Origin of the sequence: Brevundimonas diminuta 3F5N, assembly GCF_900163625.1 — a bacterium.
Taxonomy (GTDB): Bacteria; Pseudomonadota; Alphaproteobacteria; order Caulobacterales; family Caulobacteraceae; genus Brevundimonas; species Brevundimonas diminuta_A.
On record NZ_FUIE01000087.1, the window covers coordinates 14,678 to 32,478 of the forward strand.

Annotated in this window: 17 protein-coding genes; 9 read left to right on the forward strand and 8 right to left on the reverse strand. The window is 67.2% G+C overall.

The window, feature by feature from the left end; genetic code table 11:
- Nucleotides 1–18: 18 nt before the first annotated feature.
- The 3 genes from FM111_RS15875 to FM111_RS15885 are packed head-to-tail and all read right to left on the reverse strand — an operon-like array spanning nucleotide 19 to nucleotide 3,315.
- On the reverse strand, nucleotides 19–1,533 hold the full coding sequence (locus tag FM111_RS15875) for a serine hydrolase domain-containing protein (RefSeq protein WP_087141891.1): 1,515 nt from the start codon (nucleotides 1,531–1,533) through the stop codon (nucleotides 19–21).
- Between the two features lie 56 nt (nucleotides 1,534–1,589).
- Nucleotides 1,590–2,768 (reverse strand): vWA domain-containing protein, encoded by a 1,179-nt coding sequence (locus tag FM111_RS15880; RefSeq protein WP_087141892.1) that lies wholly within the window; start codon nucleotides 2,766–2,768, stop codon nucleotides 1,590–1,592.
- A 19-nt stretch (nucleotides 2,769–2,787) separates the two neighbouring features.
- Nucleotides 2,788–3,315: a GNAT family N-acetyltransferase gene (locus FM111_RS15885; RefSeq protein ID WP_087141905.1), complete on the reverse strand. Its 528-nt coding sequence runs from the start codon at nucleotides 3,313–3,315 to the stop codon at nucleotides 2,788–2,790.
- A gap of 235 nt (nucleotides 3,316–3,550) precedes the next feature.
- Between FM111_RS15885 and FM111_RS15890 the strand changes: the two genes are divergently transcribed.
- The 5 genes from FM111_RS15890 (at nucleotide 3,551) to dxs (ending at nucleotide 7,749) form a co-directional block, all read left to right on the forward strand.
- The gene (locus FM111_RS15890) at nucleotides 3,551–4,189 is read left to right on the forward strand and encodes a histidine phosphatase family protein (RefSeq protein WP_087141893.1); all 639 of its coding nucleotides are present in this window, start codon (nucleotides 3,551–3,553) and stop codon (nucleotides 4,187–4,189) included.
- A gap of 60 nt (nucleotides 4,190–4,249) precedes the next feature.
- A complete protein-coding gene (locus tag FM111_RS15895) occupies nucleotides 4,250–4,507 on the forward strand; it encodes an exodeoxyribonuclease VII small subunit (protein WP_040344421.1) in 258 nt (85 codons plus the stop codon).
- Nucleotides 4,507–4,863: a tRNA-binding protein gene (locus FM111_RS15900; protein WP_087141894.1), complete on the forward strand. Its 357-nt coding sequence runs from the start codon at nucleotides 4,507–4,509 to the stop codon at nucleotides 4,861–4,863. The genes FM111_RS15895 and FM111_RS15900 overlap by 1 nt, the downstream gene beginning before the upstream one ends.
- Before the next feature lie 2 nt (nucleotides 4,864–4,865).
- Entirely contained in the window at nucleotides 4,866–5,771 is a 906-nt protein-coding gene (locus tag FM111_RS15905; protein ID WP_087141895.1) for a polyprenyl synthetase family protein, read from the forward strand.
- 67 nt (nucleotides 5,772–5,838) lie between these two features.
- Nucleotides 5,839–7,749 carry a 1-deoxy-D-xylulose-5-phosphate synthase gene (gene dxs, locus FM111_RS15910; RefSeq protein WP_087141896.1) on the forward strand — a complete coding sequence of 637 codons (1,911 nt, stop codon included), beginning with the start codon at nucleotides 5,839–5,841 and terminating at the stop codon, nucleotides 7,747–7,749.
- Between the two features lie 123 nt (nucleotides 7,750–7,872).
- Here dxs and FM111_RS15915 read toward each other — a convergent pair whose 3' ends face one another.
- Nucleotides 7,873–8,652: a PhoH family protein gene (locus tag FM111_RS15915; protein WP_087141906.1), complete on the reverse strand. Its 780-nt coding sequence runs from the start codon at nucleotides 8,650–8,652 to the stop codon at nucleotides 7,873–7,875.
- A 299-nt stretch (nucleotides 8,653–8,951) separates the two neighbouring features.
- Between FM111_RS15915 and FM111_RS15920 the strand changes: the two genes are divergently transcribed.
- Together FM111_RS15920 and FM111_RS16585 are read left to right on the forward strand one after the other, a co-directional pair.
- Complete coding sequence (locus FM111_RS15920; RefSeq protein WP_087141897.1) at nucleotides 8,952–9,482, forward strand: gamma carbonic anhydrase family protein; 531 nt, start codon at nucleotides 8,952–8,954, stop codon at nucleotides 9,480–9,482.
- A 168-nt stretch (nucleotides 9,483–9,650) separates the two neighbouring features.
- The gene (locus FM111_RS16585) at nucleotides 9,651–10,577 is read left to right on the forward strand and encodes a hypothetical protein (RefSeq protein WP_306299161.1); all 927 of its coding nucleotides are present in this window, start codon (nucleotides 9,651–9,653) and stop codon (nucleotides 10,575–10,577) included.
- A 126-nt stretch (nucleotides 10,578–10,703) separates the two neighbouring features.
- Here FM111_RS16585 and FM111_RS15930 read toward each other — a convergent pair whose 3' ends face one another.
- The 4 genes from FM111_RS15930 to hfaA form a co-directional block, all read right to left on the reverse strand.
- Entirely contained in the window at nucleotides 10,704–13,583 is a 2,880-nt protein-coding gene (locus FM111_RS15930) for a M16 family metallopeptidase (RefSeq protein ID WP_087141898.1), read from the reverse strand.
- 138 nt (nucleotides 13,584–13,721) lie between these two features.
- Nucleotides 13,722–14,987, reverse strand: coding sequence for a holdfast anchor protein HfaD (hfaD, locus tag FM111_RS15935; RefSeq protein ID WP_179205131.1), 1,266 nt, complete (start codon nucleotides 14,985–14,987; stop codon nucleotides 13,722–13,724).
- Nucleotides 14,914–15,933: a holdfast anchoring protein HfaB gene (gene hfaB / locus FM111_RS15940; protein ID WP_087141900.1), complete on the reverse strand. Its 1,020-nt coding sequence runs from the start codon at nucleotides 15,931–15,933 to the stop codon at nucleotides 14,914–14,916. The genes hfaD and hfaB overlap by 74 nt, the downstream gene beginning before the upstream one ends.
- Nucleotides 15,930–16,346, reverse strand: a complete 417-nt coding sequence (gene hfaA / locus FM111_RS15945) for a holdfast anchoring protein HfaA (RefSeq protein ID WP_087141901.1) — start codon at nucleotides 16,344–16,346, stop codon at nucleotides 15,930–15,932. Before hfaA ends, hfaB begins: the two co-directional genes overlap by 4 nt.
- 143 nt (nucleotides 16,347–16,489) lie before the next feature.
- Between hfaA and FM111_RS15950 the strand changes: the two genes are divergently transcribed.
- Entirely contained in the window at nucleotides 16,490–17,158 is a 669-nt protein-coding gene (locus FM111_RS15950) for a rhomboid family intramembrane serine protease (protein ID WP_087141902.1), read from the forward strand.
- Nucleotides 17,159–17,230: 72 nt separating this feature from the next.
- Nucleotides 17,231–17,659, forward strand: a complete 429-nt coding sequence (locus tag FM111_RS15955) for a CBS domain-containing protein (RefSeq protein ID WP_087141903.1) — start codon at nucleotides 17,231–17,233, stop codon at nucleotides 17,657–17,659.
- The last annotated feature ends 142 nt before the right edge of the window (nucleotides 17,660–17,801 follow it).

Here is a 17,801-nt window from a genome sequence, read left to right on the forward strand (position 1 = left end):
CGGCGGCGGCCGAGCCTTTTAGCGGCGGAAGAAACGCTCGCCCTTGAAAGTCAGGCTGTGGGGGCCGTCGAAGACGATGACCTGTCCCTGAAAGGGGATCAGTTCTACCCGCAGACTCTCCGCCTCGGTGAAGGCTTCGGCCTGCGCTCGCATCACGCCCGCGCGGATATCCAGCCCGCTGCCCGTTTCGATCACCTCAATCGTCCCGTAGGCGGCGTTCTCATAGAGCCCGGCATAGGCGCTGTTGGGCCGAGATAGCGGCCAGTTCCGCGCTGCACGCTCGATCTTTGCGCGAGCCAGCGCTGCTTGTCTCTGATTCCGTCGCTCGACTAAGGCGGCCAGTTCCGCCTCATAGGCCGCCTCCAGATCCGCCCGTCCCGACAGGCGATCATAGACGTAGTTGGCGACGACGTCGGCCAGTTCGCCTGCGACCAGATCCTCATTGATCATCACCGCCACGCCGACCCGGCGTTCCGGCATGAAGGAGACGTGCGCCCGCGATCCGGCGAAATTGCCGAAATGATGGATCAGCACGTCCTGACCGTATCGCCCTCGCTGCCAGCCCAGGCCATAGCCGTCGCGATGATAGGCGCCGAACTGCTGATCCTGCGCCGCTCGCACCACGTGGGTCGAGGCGACTAGCCCCTGGGGAAGGGCGCGCCGCCCGTCGATGACGCCGTCGTTGATCTGCAACTCCAGCCAGCGCGCCATGTCGTGGGCGGTCGAGATCAGGCCACCGGCCGACTGCATGGTGGCGTCGACCTTCTGCAGACGGCTGGCTTCGGGTGTCGGTCCGTCGCCGAAATGGCCGGCCGCCAACACGCCTTGGCCCTGGGCCCGCGACACGCGCGCGGTGGTATGCGTCATCCCGGCGGGCGTCAGAACCTCGTTCTCAACCATGGCGCGCCAGTCCTCGCCCGTGCGCGCTTCCAGCAGGATGGTCGCCAGGTTGTAGCCGACGTTGGTGTAGCGAAACACGCCGTGCGGCGCCGCGACGTTGGGCGTGGTGCGCGCCAGCAGCCCGTGCATGATCTGCGGCGTATGCTCGCCGGAATAGGCGGCCCGAAACGCGATCGCGTCGTTATCCAGACCGGCGCGATGGCTCAGTAGGTCGGTCAAGCTGGTCGCCTTCGCCAGATCCGTCGGCAAGCCCGACCCCGGCGACCACTCGTCTACGGGCGCGTCCAGGTTGACCTCGCCTCGCGTCGCCATCGCGGCGAAGCCCAGGGCGGTGAAGGCCTTGGTCGCCGAGGCGATGTAGAAGCCGGTGTTCGAATCCACCCTCGCCCCTGACCGGATGTCGGCGACCCCGTATCCTGTCGTCATGAGGGTTTCATCGCCCTCGACAACGGCCAGGGCCAGCCCCGGCGCCGCCTCGACCCGCGCCATCGCTTGCCCGACGAAGGCGTCGATATCGGCGACGGCTTCCCTGCGCGTCTTGGGGATTTCAGCGTGGCCGACAGACCCCCACGTCGCCATGGCGATGAAGGCGGCGACTCTCAGGCGGGCGCTCGTGGTGCGGCTGATGTGCATCTGGCTTCCTCCCTACGGTCAGAGGCAGGCAGAAGGCGTTTTGGATGCAGGGGCGTTTACCGCGCCAGGGTCCGCATGGCCCGCTCCAGTCCCTCCAGCGTCAGGGGGAACATGCGGTGCTCCATCACCTCGCCGATCAGGCTGACCGAGGGGGTGTAGGACCAGTGGCGTTCGGGGACGGGGTTCAGCCAGACCGACTTGTCCCACTGTTCGCGGGCGCGTTTCAGCCAGACGGCGCCGGCTTCCTCATTCCAGTGCTCGACCGAGCCGCCGGGCATGGTCACTTCATAAGGCGACATGGTTGCGTCGCCGACGAAGATGGCGCGCCAGTCGCCGGGGTATTTGTGGATCAGATCCCAGGTGGGGAGGCGTTCGCTGTGGCGGCGCCGGTTGTCCTTCCACACCCCTTCGTAGAGGCAGTTGTGGAAGTAGAAGAACTCCAGGTTCTTGAATTCCGTCCGCGCGGCCGAGAACAGCTCTTCACACAGCTGGATATGGCCGTCCATCGAGCCGCCGACGTCGAGGAACAACAGCACCTTGATGGTGTTGCGCCGCTCGGGCCGCATGTGAATGTCCAGCCAGCCCTGACGGGCCGTACCGTCGATGGTGCCGTCGATGTCCAGTTCCTCGGCCGCGCCTTCGCGGGCGAAGCGGCGCAGGCGACGCAGAGCCACCTTGATGTTGCGCGTGCCCAGTTCGACCGTGTCGTCGAGATTGCGATACTCGCGCTTTTCCCAGACCTTGACCGCGCGGCCGTGACGTCCGGGGCCGCCGATGCGGACGCCCTCGGGATTGTAGCCGCCGTGGCCGAAGGGGCTGGTTCCGCCCGTACCGATCCAGCGGTTGCCGCCTTGGTGGCGCTCCTTCTGCTCCTCCAGACGCTGCTTCAGCGTCTCCATCAACTGCTCGAACCCGCCGAGCGCCTCGATCTGGGCCTTCTCTTCGTCGGTCAGGTATTTTTCGGTCAGCAGGCGCAGCCAATCCTCGGGGATGTCGGCGGTGATCTCCTCGCCGGGGCTGACGCCCTCCAGTCCCTTGAACACCTTGCCGAAGACCTGATCGAAGCGGTCGTAGTGCTTCTCGTCCTTGACCAGGACGGCGCGCGACAGGTGGTAGAAGGCCTCGACGTTGCGCCCGGCCACGCCCTTGTCCATGGCCTCCATCAGATGGAGCCATTCCTTGAGCGACACAGGCACCTTGGCCTCGCGCAGGGCGGTGAAAAAGGGCAGGAGCATGGTTCAGACTGGCCCCGGCCTAGCCGCGCCGCAAGATGAACTCGTCGTCCATCCAGGCGCCGACGGGATATTGATACTCGCCCGCCTTCTCGAAGCCGTAGGCGGTGTACAGCTTCTGGGCCTTTTCATTGCCGCTCCAGACGCCGATCCACAGGGGGCCGTCGGTGTGGGCCTCCATCCAGTCCAGCGAGATCTTCAGCAGCTTTGTGCCCAGGCCTAGTCCTTGCGCCTGCTTGCCGACGTAGAGGCGACGCAGCTCGGCGTGGCTGGCGCGGCCGTCGGGGTGGGGCAGGGTGTTCGGCCCGGCGTTGGCGAAGGCCAGCAGTTCGCCGTCACGCTCGGCCACCCACCAGGCGGCGCCCGGCTCGGCCAGCTTCTTGGTGATGGCCTCGGTGTTGAAGCTGGCGTCCAGGAAGGCGGTCAGGTCGGCGGTCGGATAGGGAATGCCGAAGCCGGTGACGAAGGTGTCGATGAAGGTCTGGCGGCCCAGAACGGCCAGGGCGGCGGCGTCTTCGGGGCGGGCGGGACGGATCACAGGTTCGCTCATGATTGACGCATAGCGCCGCGCGGAGGCCGGGTGAAGGCGCGTCGGGGCGTCACGCGCCCTGTTCATTGCAGCCTCGTCATCTTTGCGTGGTTGCAGGGGCGCGCGGCGGGAGCTACCACCTTTGTCCAAGGTGCGCTGTCGGCGGCGCACGCCAATGCTGGGATCGGGGAGGTAGAGGGACGCCAAGGCCTTGGTTTCACAGGCTGATCCCCGTGCTATGACTTCTCCTGCACTCATGACTCATTCCGAATCCGCAGTTCAGACGCCGGTTGCGGCCGCCGGCTCCGCCGAGTCGGAGACCGCCTATGGCGCGATCACCCTGGCGCGCCATGGCGAGCCGGCGCTGTCGCGCAAATGCATGATCACCTCGGACCAGTATCGCGACTGGTGGGGCCGCTATGAGATCGGCGGCCTGCGTGCGGGTCAGACGCCGCCCCAGGCCCTGCTGAGCACGGCCGAGGGCGCCGGGGCGATCTACGCCTCCACCCGACCGCGCGCCCAGGAAACCGCCCGCGCCGTAGCGCCGAACCGCGACGTTCTGGTCGACGCCCTGTTCATCGAGGCGCCGCTGCCGCCGCCGCATTTCCCGGCCTGGATCAAGCTGTCGCCGCGCTACTGGGGCGTGATCTCGCGCATCTGGTGGCACGCCTTCAATCATCACGAGGGCCAGGAGACCCGCGCCGAGGCCGAGGTCCGCGCCGATCAGGCCGCGCGCGTCCTGATCGCTCGCGCGTCGGAAGGTCATGACGTGCTGGTGCTGGCGCACGGCTATTTCAACCACATGGTCGGCCAGCGGCTGAAGGCGCACGGCTGGCGTCTGGCCCACAACCAGGGCTTCAAATACTGGTCCCAGCGCCGTTTCGTGAGGCGCTGACGTCGCGGCGTCAGGAAGGCCGTTGAAGCGGCGCGCCTGCCTCTCTAGGTTGCGCCCATCATGACTGACGCATCCGCTTCCCCCGCCGTGCCCGCCGACCTCAGCTTCGAGGACGCCCTGTCGCGTCTGGAGGGCATCGTTTCGCGCCTGGAATCGGGTCAGGCCCCGCTTGAGGAATCCATCGCCCTGTATGAAGAGGGCGCGCGGCTGAAGGCTCACTGCGAGGCGCGGCTGAAGGCCGCCCAGCTGCGGGTCGAGAAGATCGTCGTCGGCGCCGACGGCCAGGCCAAGGGCGTCGAACCGGCTGAGTTCGGCTGATGTCCGGTTCCGAACTCGCGCCGCAGATCGGCTTCGACGACTTCATGAAGGTCGATGTGCGCGTCGGCCAGATCATCAAGGCCGAGCCTTTCCCCGAGGCGCGCAAGCCCGCCTATAAGCTGACCATCGATTTTGGCGAGGCGATCGGCGTCAAGAAGTCCTCGGCCCAGATCACCCATCACTACACTCTGGACGAACTGCACGGCCGCAAGGTCGCCGCCGTCGTCAACTTCCCGCCGCGCCAGATCGGGCCGGTGAAGTCCGAGGTGCTGACCCTGGGCTTCCCGGACGCGGAAGGGAACGTCGTCCTGGCCGGCGTCGATCGTGACCTGCCGCTGGGCGGGAGGCTGTTTTGACCATGCTCGCCGCCAATTCGCCGGAACAGGCCGTCATCGACCGCGTGGCCGAGATCGCCGATCTGGTCACGGTCGCCCTGGACCAGTTGCTGCCGCGCGCCGATGGGCCGGAGGCGCGCCTGACCGAGGCCATGCGCTATGCGGCGCTCGGGCCGGGCAAGCGGCTGCGTCCCTTCTTCGCCATCGAGGCGGGGCGGATGCTGGAGGTCGAGGAGTGCGCCGTCCTGCGCGCCGCCTGCGCCCTGGAATGCGTTCACGCCTATTCGCTGGTGCATGACGACCTGCCGGCGATGGACGACGACGACGTGCGGCGCGGCCGCCCGACCCTGCACATCGCTTATGACGAGGCGACGGCCATTCTGGCGGGCGACGCGCTTCAGACGGCGGCCTTCGACATCATTCTGGACGAAGACACCCACGACGACGCGGCCGTGCGCTGCGAACTGGCGCGGCGCCTGTCGTTCGCCTCGGGCGCGCGCGGCATGGCGGGCGGCCAGATGATCGACCTGATGGGGGTGCGCGACGATCTGGGCGGCGTAGCCCGGATGCAGCGTCTGAAGACGGGCGCCCTGTTCGCTTACGCCTTCGAGATCCCGCTGATCATCGCCGACGCCAACGAGGCCGCCTGGCACGCCCTGACCAGTTTCGCCCACGATATCGGCCTAGCCTATCAGATCATCGACGATGTTCTGGACGCTGAAGGGTCGGCCGAGGAGATGGGCAAGGCGGCGGGCGGCAAGGACGCGGCCCTGGGCAAGACCAACTTCGTCACCCTGCTGGGCGTCGATGCGGCGCGGCAGAGGGTCGCGCACCTGGCCGATCAGGCCCGCTCGCACCTTGACCTGTTCGGCCATGAGGGCGAAATCCTCAAGGCCAGCGTGGACTTTGTGCTTAAACGCCGGTCCTGATAGGAAACGCGCCCGCCCTCAGCGGGTTACTGTTTGACGCTCCGTCGTCTTAAGGCCCCCGATCCCCATGCCCCACACCCCGCTTCTCGACACCGTCAAGTTTCCCGCCGACACGCGGGGCTTCGACATTCCTCAGCTGAAACAGCTGGCGGATGAGGTGCGGGCTGAAACGATCGACGCCGTGTCCGTGACGGGCGGGCATCTGGGCGCGGGTCTGGGCGTGGTCGAGCTGACGGTCGCCCTGCACCACGTCTTCGAGACGCCGGACGACATTCTGATCTGGGACGTCGGCCACCAGTGCTATCCGCACAAGATCCTGACCGGGCGGCGCGACCGGATGCGCACCCTGCGTCAGGGCGGCGGCCTGTCGGGCTTCACCAAGCGGTCCGAGAGCGAATACGATCCCTTCGGCGCGGCCCACGCCTCGACCTCCATCTCGGCCGCGCTGGGCTTCGCCGCCGCGCGCGACGCCAAGGGCGGGAGCAACCGCGTCGTGGCCGTCATCGGCGACGGCTCCCTGTCGGCGGGCATGGCCTATGAGGCGATGAACAACGCCGCCGAGGCCACCAGCGGTCAACTGATGGTCATCCTGAACGACAACGACATGTCGATCGCCCCGCCGGTCGGCGGCATGAGCGCCTATCTGGCCAAGCAGGTCTCGGGCGGCGCCTATCAGAATATCCGCAAGGTCGGGAAGAAGTTCGTCGACCACATGCCGCGCCCGTTCCGCGACGCCGCGCGCAAGGCCGAGGAATACGCCCGCGGCATGATCGTGGGCGGCACCCTGTTCGAGGAGTTGGGCTTCTACTACGTCGGACCGATCGACGGTCACGACATGGAGAACCTGGTTCCGATCCTGAAGAATGCGGCGGCCATCACCGACCGCCCGGTGCTGGTCCACGTCGTCACGCAGAAGGGCAAGGGCTACGCCCCGGCCGAAAGCAGCGCCGACAAGCTGCACGCGGTGGTCAAGTTCGACGTGATCTCGGGCAAGCAGGCCAAGGCCGTCTCCAACGCCCCCAGCTACACCAAGGTCTTCGGCACCGAGCTGATCAAGCACGCCCAGGTCGATCCGACCGTCATGGCCATCACCGCCGCCATGCCGTCGGGCACCGGGCTGGACCTGTTCGGCCAGGCCTTCCCGGACCGCACCTTTGATGTCGGCATCGCCGAGCAGCACGCCGTCACCTTCGCCGCCGGTCTGGCCGCCGATGGGATGAAGCCGGTCTGCGCCCTGTATTCGACCTTCCTGCAGCGCGGCTATGATCAGGTCGTCCACGATGTGGCGATCCAGTCCCTGCCGGTGCGCTTCGCCATGGACCGGGCTGGTCTGGTGGGCGCCGACGGTTCGACCCACGCCGGGTCGTTCGACATCGGCTACATGGGCGCTTTGCCGGGCATGGTGCTGATGGCGGCCTCGGACGAGGCCGAACTGGCGGCGATGATTTCGACCTCGCTGGCCATCGACGACCGCCCCAGCGCCTTCCGCTATCCGCGCGGCGAGGGTGTCGGCGTCGACATTCCCGAACTGGCCGCCCCGCTGGAGATCGGTAAGGGCCGCATCGTCCGCGAAGGCACGTCCGTCGCCATCCTGTCGCTGGGCACCCGCCTGCAGGAATCGCTCAAGGCCGCCGACATGCTGGCCGCCAGGGGCGTGTCGGCCACCGTCGCCGACGCCCGCTTCGCCAAGCCGCTGGACGCCGACCTGATCCTGCGTCTGGCGCGCGAGCATGAGGCGCTCATTACGGTCGAAGAGGGCGCCATGGGCGGCTTCGGCGCCTTCGTGCTTCAGTTGCTGGCCGAGAAGGGCGCGCTGGACGGCGGGCTGAAGATCCGCACCCTGCACCTGCCCGACATCTTCCAAGATCAGGACAAGCCCGAGGTCATGTACGCTCAGGCCGGTCTGAACGCCGACCACATCGCCGCCGCCGCGGTGACGGCGCTGGGCGTCGACGCCAGCCGGGCCGCGCGAGCCTAGGCCGCAATCGACCATCCCCCCTTGGCCCCTGTGCTAGACTGCATGCGGGCCGAGGGGAGATTTCAGACGATTCAGACGAATTGGACTCTATTTTTTCCTTCTCTCACCAGAGGAAGGCGCGGGTCACAGCACCCCGATCATGCTGGCCACCAGCGGGTGACGCACGATGTCGCGTTCGGCCAGGCGGACGACGGCGATTTCGGGCACGGCCTCCAGTCGCTCGGCGATGTCGGACAGGCCGGAGACCCCCGGCAGCAGGTCGGATTGCTGCGGGTCGCCCGTGACCACCATGGTCGAATGCCAGCCCAGTCGGGTCAGCAGCATCTTCAACTGGACGTAGGTGCAGTTCTGCGCCTCATCCACGACGATGAAGGCGTTGTTCAGGGTGCGGCCGCGCATATAGCCGATGGGGGCGATCTCGATCAGGCCCTCGGCCATCAGGGCCTTGACCCGCTTCATCGACAGACGGTCCGACAGGGCGTCGTAGAGCGGCCGCAAATAGGGAGCCAGCTTGTCCTCCATGTCGCCGGGCAGGAAGCCGATCGATTCCCCGGCCTCGACGGCGGGACGGCTCAGGACGATGCGGCCGACCTTGCCCGCCTCCAGCGCCTCGACCGCCTTGGCGACGGCCAGATAGGTCTTGCCGGTGCCTGCCGGGCCCAGCGCCAGAACCAGATTGGCGTGGTCGACCGCGTCCATCAGTTCGGCCTGGCCGTCGGACTTGGGTTTCAGCGTCTTCATATAGGCCTGGTCCCGCTCGTCGTTCGAGGGCAGGGGCGACCAGCCGCCGACGCGGGCGGGCAATCGCCGCACCTTGGCGTCCTGAATGAATTCGGGCGAATCCAGCACGCCTTCGCGCAGCTGACGCTTGATGGCCGATCGTTTGCTCATGGACGCCTCCAGGGCATGAAAAAAGGCGAGCCCGGCAGGGTCTCGCCTTGGTCGTCGGTGGGGGAGGTGGGGGCCGAAGTCGCGCAGCCGTCCCGAACGGTCGCAGGGTCTTCGCCGCAGCAGGTGCGTCGCCGTCCCCGAACTGGTCGTGAACACGCCAAGCGCATTCTCCAGCGTCTGACCGGACCGGGCTTGATCCGGCTTCGGATCCGGGGGCGAATGGGGCCTGCCGAATCGCATCAACAGTTTGATGCTAACGTGGTTTCTGAAGGGTTAAAGTCTTCATTTTGAGAAGAATAGGCGGTGTTCGGATGAGTGTTTACAGCCTGGGCGACAGCAAGCCTCAGCTTCCGCCGGAGGGCGAATACTGGATCGCGCCGAATGCAACCGTTCTAGGGAACGTGATTCTGCATCCGGGCGCCAGCATCTGGTTCAACGCCGTGCTGCGCGGAGACAACGACCCCATCGTCATCGGGGCTGACACGAATATTCAGGATGGCGGCATCCTGCACACTGACGTCGGTTCGCCCCTGACCATCGGCGCCGGCGTGACGGTGGGGCACAAGGTGATGCTGCATGGGTGCGAGATCGGCGATAACAGCCTGATCGGCATCGGCGCGGTCATCCTGAACGGGGCGCGCATCGGGAAGAACTGCCTGATCGGCGCCAACGCCCTGATCACCGAGGGCAAGGTCATTCCTGACAACAGCCTGGTCATGGGCCAGCCCGGCAAGGTGGTCCGGGAATTGGAAGAGGGGCAGATCGAGGCGCTGCGCATCTCGGCCCAGCACTATGTGCAGAACTGGCGTCGCTATGCGGGCGGGTTGAAACGTCTCGACTGATCCGTCGCCCCACAATGGCACGGCTCACAATGAGACAGACGGCCCGGGAGGCGAGGCGGAATGGCGCAAACTCGCCTCAAGGGGGATGAAAACGCCCAATGTCGGACGTCTGAAACGGCCCGGCGCTTGCATCGCCTCTGCTGAAGATCAATGCAGGAGTCCGATCCCATGCGGATAGGGATTACGAAAATGCTGGCGGGAGCCGTGGCCTTTGTGGGGCTGATGGCGGTCGCTGATGCCGCAGCGGCGCAGTGCGGGCCTTCGAGCTGCCTGCCGCCTCCGCCGCCGACGCCGATGTTGCCGCCGCCGACGCCGATCACGCCGCCGGTGACGCCGCCGGGCGGAGGCTGCGGCCCCAGCGGCTGTCTGCCGCCGCGTCCGCCGGTGACGCCGCCGTGCGGCGGCGGCGGTTGCCTGCCGCCTCCGCCCCCTCCGTGCTGCGGTTCGGGCGGCGGCAATGTGAATGTGAACGTGAACGTCAATGCGAACGCCAGCGCCAACGCTTCGGCGCGGGCCTGGTCAGGATCGCGGGCGGGATCGACGGTCATCGTCGCGGGCGGCGGCGGCGCCTATTTCAATGTCGATCAGCCTTATCCGACCACCATCCAGGGGCTGAACGTCCAGGGCGGGATGCAGTCGGTGCGCGTGCCCTTCACCGCCACGCGTCGCATCGAGAAGCAGGTCGTGCTGCAGGCTGTCTGCATCGACGACCGCAATGTGCCGCACCCCGCGTCTCAGGTGACGCCGGGCCGGGACGTCGCCAACAGCTATGACGGCGAACTGTATCGCTGCCTGGCGGGCACGAAGCTGCAATGGACCATCAGCGACGCCGAAGGCGCGCCGGGCGAGACCGTGGCCTGCAACAAGGGCGACGCTCTGTGGCACGGTGCGGGCGGGCGTCTGGAATGCCGTCCTGAACAACAGGCGCGCCAGTGCAACGAGCGCTCGCTGCTGCGTCGTTACGGCGCCGGCGTGAAGGTGCTGAGCATGATGCGCGAAGAGACCTACACCGAGTATCGCGAGGAAATGGTCGAGGGCGCAGCGTCCACGGGCATGATCATGATGGACGGCGGGGTCGGCGGCCGGGTTTTCTGAACCGGCTGTTCAGCCTGGCGACAGGCGAAGACGCCTAAGGTCCAGGCATCGACTCTCCGTCGATAGGCCTAAACGACTGGGCCCCGTTCCTTGCGGAACGGGGCCCTTTCTTCGTCTGGAGCAGGCTTATTGCGCGGCGTTGGCCGAGACGACCTCGGCCTTCCACGCCGTATCCGGCTTCAGATACTGTCGGGCGGCCGCCTGGATGTCGGCGGCGGTGAAGGATTCCAGGTCGCTGATGTGCGTCTGGATCTGCTCCAGGGAGGCGGGCCTGGCGGCCAGATCCTCCAACTGGCCCAGCCAGTACTCGTTGCCGGCCTGGCTGCGACGCAGGGACTCGATCACTGGCAGGCGCGCGCGGTTCAGCTCGTCCTCGCTGACCGGCTTGTCGCGGAGGTCGGCGATGATGGCGTCGACGGCGCTGAAGAAGGCGCCGAACTTCTCGGGCGCCGTATCGGCCGTGATCGAGATGGAGCCATAGCCCTGGAACACGTCGGACGCCGAGGCGCGGACGCTGGGCGAATAGGCCAGGGCCTGTTTTTCTCGGATTTCGTCCAGGACGCGCAGCTTGAGCACCTCGGCCAGGATGGCGGCCCGGCGTGACTCGGTGCGATCGTTGACCGCATCGGTGGTCGGCCAGGCGATATAGGCCAGGCCCTGTTCCGCCGGACCGGCGTGGGTCAGGCGGATCGGCTGGGCTGTCGGCGCCGGGAAGCGGCGCTGATCCGAACCGGCCGTCGGCTGGGCGGCCGGGGCGCGGGCGGGCAGGGCGGCGAAGGTCGAGGCGACCGAGGCGACGGCGTCCTCGAGCTTGACGTCCCCGACCATGACGATGTCGATCGGGCCGGAGGCCAGGCCCTGAACCACGCCCTGCTTCAGCTCATCCAGGGTGAAGGCGGCGATTTCCTCGGGCGAGGGCATGGATTCGCGCTTGTCGCCGCTGGCCAGCAGGCCGCTGGCCTGAAGGCTGAAGGCGCCGCTGGGCGTGGCCATCTGCTGAGCCATGAACTGCGGCAGGACAGCCTTGATCTGCTCGAACGGCGCCGGACGCAGGCCCGGATCGGTCAGATAGGCGGCCAGCACCTGCATCTGCAGTTGCAGATCGGCCGGACGGGTGGCGCCCGTCAGTTGGTAGGCGTCGCCGTCGATGGCGAAGCCCGCGCCGTAGATCTTGCCAGTCAGGACGCGGTTCAGTTCGTCCGCCGTCAGCTTGCCCAGGCCGCCGGCCGTGAAGACCATGGGGGCAAGGGACTGAGACGTGAAGCTGTCGGTCGGCAGGCCCATTTCGCCGATGCCGGTGCGGACCGAGATCAGGATCTGTTGATCCTTGAAGGCCGTCGGCTTGACGGTCAGGCGCACGCCGTTGGGGAAGGTGACGACCGTGGCGCCGATGGCGGCGACTTCGGTGGTCGAGACCGGCGTGGCGGCGGCGCCGAAGTCGGCGTAGGGCCATGCCAGTTCGGCCTGGACGGCCGGGGCGGTCACGGGCGTGGCGCGGCTGGCTTCCAGCAGGGCGGTGACGCCCGCTTCGCCGCCTTCGATCGGTTCGGGCGTGATGACCAGGGCTAGGGGGCCTTGGCCTTCAAAGGCGCGCTTGACCTCGGCGCTGACCTGTTCGGCCTTGAGATCCTTCACTGCGGTTTCAAACAGGGCGAGATCGGACGCTGGCGCCGAGAAAACCTTGTCGTCGTTGGCGGCGCCTAGCAGGGCGTTGGCCAAAGCCGGGGTGCTGCGCGTCGCTGCGGCCTGGACGGCGTTTTCCAGGGCGGTGCGGGTGTTGGCGATCTCGCGATCCAGTTCGACCTGCGAAACGCCGAACTGCACCAGGCGGCGCTGTTCCTGCTCGATGGTTTCCAGGGCGCGCTTGATTCCGCCGGGGTTGAAGGCGGCCGAGACGCTGCCGAGGTCCAGGGTCTTGAACAGAGTCCCCTGACCGCCGCCGGCGCCGATGAAGGGCGGGTTGTCGGCGCGGGCCAGTTCGCCCAGGCGACGATTCAGCACAGCCATGCCCAGGTTCTGCAACAGGCTGTCGCGACGTTGCGCCGCCGTGTCGGGATCGAGGTCGGGATTGCGGATCCAGTTCAACTGAACCGAGGACTGCACGCCCGGCTCGACCAGGATGCGGGTTTCGGGCTGGCGCGGAGCGACCTGTCCCAGATCGGGCTCAGGCCCGTCGGCGGCCTTGGGCGTCCAGTCCGAGAAGGTCGCCCTGATCTTGGCTTCCATCTGATCGACGTCGAAGTCGCCGACCGCGATCATGGTGGCGCGCTCGGGGCGGTAATAGGCCTCGTAGAACTCGACGAAGCGTTCGCGCGGAGCGCTGCGGATAATGCTGAGGTCGCCGATCGGCAGACGGTTCGACAGGCGTTGGCCCGGCGCCAGCAGGGCGATCTGCGCCTTCAGCGAGCGCAGGGCCGGTGTGTTGCGCAGGCGCTCTTCACCCTCGATCACGCCGCGTTCGGAATCGATGTCCTCGGCCTTCATCAGGGCTTCGGAGACCTGTTCGCGCATGATCCGCAACGAGGTGTCGACGGTCTCGTCGTTGGTGCGCGGCAGCTCCAGCGTATAGGCGGTCTGGTCGAAGCTGGTGAAGGCGTTGGTGTCGGCGCCGAAGGCCAAGCCCAGACGCTCCAGAATCCGCAGCAGCTCGTTCTCGGGCACGTTTGTCGTGCCGTTGAAGGCCATGTGCTCCATGAAGTGGGCCAGACCCAGCTGGTCCTCGTTTTCCATCAGCGAACCGGCCGCGATCCGCAGGCGCAGCGACGCCTGACCGGGAGGGGTGGCGTTCTTCATGATGGCGTAGCGCATGCCGTTGGGCAGGACGCCGAAGCGCACGGCCGCATCGGCCGGAATGTCGCTGGTCGCCTGGGCCCAAGGCTTGGAGGGTTGGGCGTCCTGCGTCGCGACGGCTGAGGGAGGCGTCAGGGCGACGGCGGGAAGCGCTGCGCCGCTCATCAGGGCGAGGCTGGACGCGGCAAGCAGCAGCAGGCGGCGAGGGGATCGCATTCGGTAGTCTCCGCGACGTGCGAGCGGGCGGCCCCCGGGACTGATTGCGGCCCTGCACGTAAAACAGGCGCGAAGCTTCTTCAGCCCCGCGCCTGTTTACGGTGACAAACGAACTTGACTACCTCAAGTTACCGAAAGTTAATTCGGACCCGTGACGTAGAAGCTCGCGGTGTTGCCGACGGCGTTGGAGCCCGCGACGACGTTGCGACCCCAGCCGTTGATGTTGGTCGTCGCCGTCGCCCGCACGTCGCCCATGTTGGTCTGGCTGTTGCGTACGTTCAGGTCGCCGCCGCAGGTCGAGCAGGCGAAACCGGTGACGGCGTTGCCCGCCGCATTGGCTCCGACATAGGCGTCATAGCCGTTCTGGCCCGTGAAACCGGCGCTGGCGGTGACGCCGCCGGTGTTCATCTGGGTGTTGTCGATGCTGACGTAGATGTCGTTGTTGCCCGCATGGACCTCATTGCCCACGGCCTCGGCCGTCGAATGGGCGGCGCCGAAGTCATAGGAGCTGAGTTCGGTGCGCGACAGCACCTCCGCCGAGTTCTGCTGATCCACGTCCACGACCAGCGAACCGCCCTGGTTGTAGAAGGCGGCCTGGTTGGAGGCGGCGCGGCTGCGCGCGGCGATGTCCCAGGCGTTGCCCGCCCACACGCCGGTCCAGGCGGTGACGCCAGCGCCCGAGGCGCTCTGGCTGACCGACAGATTCTGGTGCGAGTTCGGCGTCGAGGTCGCCTGCACGGCGTTGGCCGAAGCCTGGCTGCTGAAGACGGCCGGCGCCGGGGCGTAGGTGAAGCGAGCCTCGTTCTCGGCGTAGATTTCGCCGGTCGAGTTCTGATCGGTGCGACCCGTGATGGCGCCGCGCTGCTCGCCCGTACCGCTGGCGCCCAGGGCGACGGTGTTGCCGATGGCGTCGGCCGAGACATGGCCGCCGTAGTTCAGGCGAGCGCCGGTCTCCACGATCTGGCTGCGCGCCGTGACATTGCCGTTCAGGTTCTGACCGGCGTCGACATCGATGCCCGTGTTGACTGCGGTCCCGGCCAGATAGTTGCCGCGCGCCTGGGTCACGCTGTTCACATAGCCCGTCTCGCCACGCAGGGTCAGCGAGGTGTCCGCCACGGCGGCGCCCTGCATGTCCTGGGTCGAGCGGATGTCGGCGGCGCGGCCGTCGGCGCCGCCGGACAGGGCGTTGCCCATGGCGGCGTTCGACACGGCGACGTTGTCGCTGACGTTGACGACGTTCAGGCGTTGACCGCTGATGACGTCGCCCAGGTTGAGCTGTTCATTCAGGACCAGACCGCGATCCTGGGCTTGAGCTTGAGCGGAAGGGGCCTCAGCGGCCGCCATCACGCACAGCGTTGTCGCGGCGATCGTGCCAGCGAGACGGGTCGGCGCGAGTTTGGCCATTGTTCGTGTCCGTATTTGCGTAAGCAGGATAGTAGCCGCCGGTGGCGCCGACCGGGCTGTCGCCCAGCGGGTCGTTGGCGGGGTTGAGGCAGATTTCCGGGCCGGGGGCGCCGTACAGATTGGCCATGAACTCGACCGTGGCGCGTTCGACCAGGGCGCGGACCGCCAGTTGGACCGGCTCCAGGCCGCTGGTGCCGGCCGAGATGTCGAAGACGTTGCCGTTCAGGAAGTCGAAGACGCCCGCCGACACTTCGCGGCCGACGATCTGCTTCTGATAGGAGACGACGTCCACGACCTCGAGGGTGGTGGTCTGCACCAGGCGCAGGTCGATCGCGACGTTCATCACGAAGACCTTGCCGGTGAGCAGGCCCGAGCCGCCGTTTTGGCCCACTTCGCCGCCGGCGATGTCGAAGCCGCCCGAGCGGATGTTGTAGTTCACCTCGGTGATGCCGCCGACCACATAGAAGTCGGAACCCGGCACCTGACCGGCCAGGATGCGGCGGAAGGCGGCGTCCTGGGGCGCGCCGTTCGGCTGGTCGTCGCCGATCAGCTTGTTGTTGGCGTAGCGAAGCTCCAGCTCGGAGACCGAGGTGTCGTAGCGCTCGACGATGCGGGCGCCGGCTTTCGCCAGGGCGGTGTTGGCCATCAGGGACGCGCCCTGGGTGATCTGGCGACCGCCGTCCGAGGAGATGGAGCCGGTGTAGTCGCTGATCCGGCCCACAGCCATGCGCGGCGAGGGCAGGTTGTAGCGGCGCGCATAGTCGGCCAGGCAATACAGCGCGGTCGAATAGGGCGTCGGGTTCGACGTGACCGGCGCGTTGCCGATCGGCTTGGCGTACTGGCCCGAGGGACCGGCCGAGGTGGCGCAGCCGCTCAACAGAGCAGCGGCGGCGGCGACGCAGCCGAAGGCGCGCACGGGCGAGCGACGGATGGCGGAGATGTTCATGGACGGTGCCCGTTCAGGGTGGTGCCGGCGTTGATGGCGCCGTTGTTGGTCTGGTTGGAGTTGACGACGACCGTGTTGCGGTTGCCCTGGACGACCACATTCAGGTTGTTGCCGATGGCGGTGGAGCCGCCGATGTTGGTTCCGCCGCCCGATCCGACGCCGCCGCTGAAGTGGCTGGACGAAGAGCTGCTGTCGCTGCGCGAATAGGCGCTGCCGTTCTGTTGGATGATGCCGTCGACGACCAGGCGGTTGCCGTTGGCGTCGCGGGTCGTGCCGCGGCTGGCCTGGGCGGTGGTGTAGCGCGAGGCGCCGTAACCGGCCTGGAACTGGCCCGCTCCGGCCGAGCCGGTCGACTGCGCGGCGGCCGAACCGGCGGGCAGGACCGCCAGCACGGCGGCGGCCGCTACGGTCATGAGTGTCAGGCTATGAGACGGCATAAGGCGCTCCCGAGAACTTCTGGAACGGTTCACGCAATGACCGTGCCATACGGTTTCAGTGTCGTATTGGCGCAAAACGGCGTCTTGAGATCGGATGCGACTGGCCCCATCAAGGGCGAATGTCCCAATCTGACGCCCGTTCGCCGCGGCCGCCGCGCGAAAAGATCTTCAACGCGCCCTTCCTGCCCCTGCTGATCGCAGCATCCATGCCGGTGCTCTTCTATCTGCAGGAGCGGCTTCCCGATCAGGGACTCTCCATGGCTTTCGTCCCGGCAGAGCTGTGGCGCGGACAATGGACGGGCCTGTTCACCTCCATGCTGCTGCACGGCGGATGGGCCCATGTGACGATGAACGCCGTGGGCGCCCTGGCCTTCGGCGCGCCTGTTGGACGCTTGATGGAGCGCGGGCCGGGGCCGCTGGTCTTTATTCTCTTCTATATAGCAGCGGGGGCCGTGGCGGCTCTGGGCTATGGTCTGGTGCATCCGAACAGCATGGCGCCGCTGGTCGGCGCCTCGGGCGCGGTCTTCGGTCTGATCGGCGCCGCGACGCGGCTGATGGGCGGGCATGGACGCGTCCTGCCTCTGTTTCATCCGATGGTGCTGAAAGCTTCGGCCGCGTGGATGGCGGTGAATCTCATTGTGGGTCTGATCGGCCTGGCGCCGGGCGCGGACGGTGCTCGCATCGCCTGGGAAGCGCACGCCGTCGGCTTCCTGTTCGGCATTGTCGCCATCGGCCCTATCGGCGGATGGTTCGCCGCGCGCCGTGATTTGCCTATCGGCGGCGTCTGAGCGAACCTGTCCGCCTTGCGGCCGGTCCGCGACGCGCGCGGACGACGGCCTGCCCATAAGGAGGAAGTCGCCATGCTGGTCGCCGAGATTCTCAAGGGCAAGGGAGACGCTGTCTTCACCCTGGCGCCGGACGCCACTCTGAATGACGCTTGCGCCGAACTGGAGCGACGCCAGGTCGGAGCGCTGATCGTATGTAAGGACGCAGGCGTGGTCGGCGTCCTGTCTGAACGCGACATCGTCCGCGCCATTTCACGCGACGGCGCCCAGGCGCTGGAACGCCCCGTCTCTCATTATATGACAAGCGAGGTGGTCTTCGCCGATCCAGCCGAAACGGTCGAGGCGCTGATGTCGCGCATGACTGACCGCCGAATTCGTCACCTGCCGGTGTTGCTGGATAAGCAGCTGGCCGGCGTCGTCTCGATCGGCGACGTGGTCAAATGCCAGATCGCCCAGGCCACGCAGGAAGCTGAGAGCCTGCGCACCTATATAGCGGCGGGGTAGGGCGGCCCCGCCCCCTGTGCATAAGCGCCCGTTCTGTGGATAGATCGGGAAAGCCGCTTTTGCCTATTGCCACCCGGAAAGTGCGGACGTATATCGCCGCCTCGCTCGGAGACGGGCTGGCCCGGCGGGCTTCGGAGACAGT

Bases quoted from the DNA above. Each gene is read 5' to 3' on its own strand.
- FM111_RS15875 (WP_087141891.1), bottom strand. From the start codon at position 1,533: ATGCACATCAGCCGCACCACGAGCGCCCGCCTGAGAGTCGCCGCCTTC.
- FM111_RS15880 (WP_087141892.1), bottom strand. From the start codon at position 2,768: ATGCTCCTGCCCTTTTTCACCGCCCTGCGCGAGGCCAAGGTGCCTGTG.
- FM111_RS15885 (WP_087141905.1), bottom strand. From the start codon at position 3,315: ATGAGCGAACCTGTGATCCGTCCCGCCCGCCCCGAAGACGCCGCCGCC.
- FM111_RS15890 (WP_087141893.1), top strand. From the start codon at position 3,551: ATGACTCATTCCGAATCCGCAGTTCAGACGCCGGTTGCGGCCGCCGGC.
- FM111_RS15895 (WP_040344421.1), top strand. From the start codon at position 4,250: ATGACTGACGCATCCGCTTCCCCCGCCGTGCCCGCCGACCTCAGCTTC.
- FM111_RS15900 (WP_087141894.1), top strand. From the start codon at position 4,507: ATGTCCGGTTCCGAACTCGCGCCGCAGATCGGCTTCGACGACTTCATG.
- FM111_RS15905 (WP_087141895.1), top strand. From the start codon at position 4,866: ATGCTCGCCGCCAATTCGCCGGAACAGGCCGTCATCGACCGCGTGGCC.
- dxs (WP_087141896.1), top strand. From the start codon at position 5,839: ATGCCCCACACCCCGCTTCTCGACACCGTCAAGTTTCCCGCCGACACG.
- FM111_RS15920 (WP_087141897.1), top strand. From the start codon at position 8,952: ATGAGTGTTTACAGCCTGGGCGACAGCAAGCCTCAGCTTCCGCCGGAG.
- FM111_RS16585 (WP_306299161.1), top strand. From the start codon at position 9,651: ATGCGGATAGGGATTACGAAAATGCTGGCGGGAGCCGTGGCCTTTGTG.
- FM111_RS15930 (WP_087141898.1), bottom strand. From the start codon at position 13,583: ATGCGATCCCCTCGCCGCCTGCTGCTGCTTGCCGCGTCCAGCCTCGCC.
- hfaD (WP_179205131.1), bottom strand. From the start codon at position 14,987: ATGGCCAAACTCGCGCCGACCCGTCTCGCTGGCACGATCGCCGCGACA.
- hfaB (WP_087141900.1), bottom strand. From the start codon at position 15,933: ATGAACATCTCCGCCATCCGTCGCTCGCCCGTGCGCGCCTTCGGCTGC.
- hfaA (WP_087141901.1), bottom strand. From the start codon at position 16,346: ATGACCGTAGCGGCCGCCGCCGTGCTGGCGGTCCTGCCCGCCGGTTCG.
- FM111_RS15950 (WP_087141902.1), top strand. From the start codon at position 16,490: ATGTCCCAATCTGACGCCCGTTCGCCGCGGCCGCCGCGCGAAAAGATC.
- FM111_RS15955 (WP_087141903.1), top strand. From the start codon at position 17,231: ATGCTGGTCGCCGAGATTCTCAAGGGCAAGGGAGACGCTGTCTTCACC.